The sequence below is a fragment of the Achromobacter sp. ACM04 genome, from assembly GCF_014851465.1.
In the GTDB taxonomy this organism is placed as follows: Bacteria; Pseudomonadota; Gammaproteobacteria; order Burkholderiales; family Burkholderiaceae_B; genus Achromobacter; species Achromobacter aegrifaciens.
In genome coordinates this window covers 1-255 of the sequence record NZ_JACUZS010000031.1, presented here as the reverse complement: position 1 = coordinate 255, position 255 = coordinate 1, and the positions used below count along the sequence as shown (strand labels likewise).

Here is a 255-nt window from a genome sequence, read left to right as displayed (position 1 = left end):
ATGGCGTGCCCGGCGTGACCGTCCCCGATGCCAATGGCGCCGATGCCGGCAACGTCAGCATCGCCGAGAACGCCACGCAGCCGGTCACCGGCGAACTGACCGTCACCGCACCGGAAGGCCTGGCCACGGTCAAGATCGGCAACGTCACCCTCTCTGTGGCCGACCTGCAGGCGCTGGGCACCACCCCGGTCGTCGTCAACGGCACCGAAGGCAAGCTCACGCTGACTGGCTACGACCCGGCCACCGGCAAGATCA

The 255-nt window shown here is 68.6% G+C and carries 1 protein-coding gene; it reads left to right on the top strand.

Going from position 1 to position 255, the window contains the following annotated elements; all coding sequences use genetic code 11:
- Window positions 1-14: 14 nt before the first annotated feature.
- On the top strand, window positions 15-255 hold a 241-nt coding region (locus tag IB259_RS30920; protein ID WP_192331061.1), incomplete at its 3' end, for a hypothetical protein.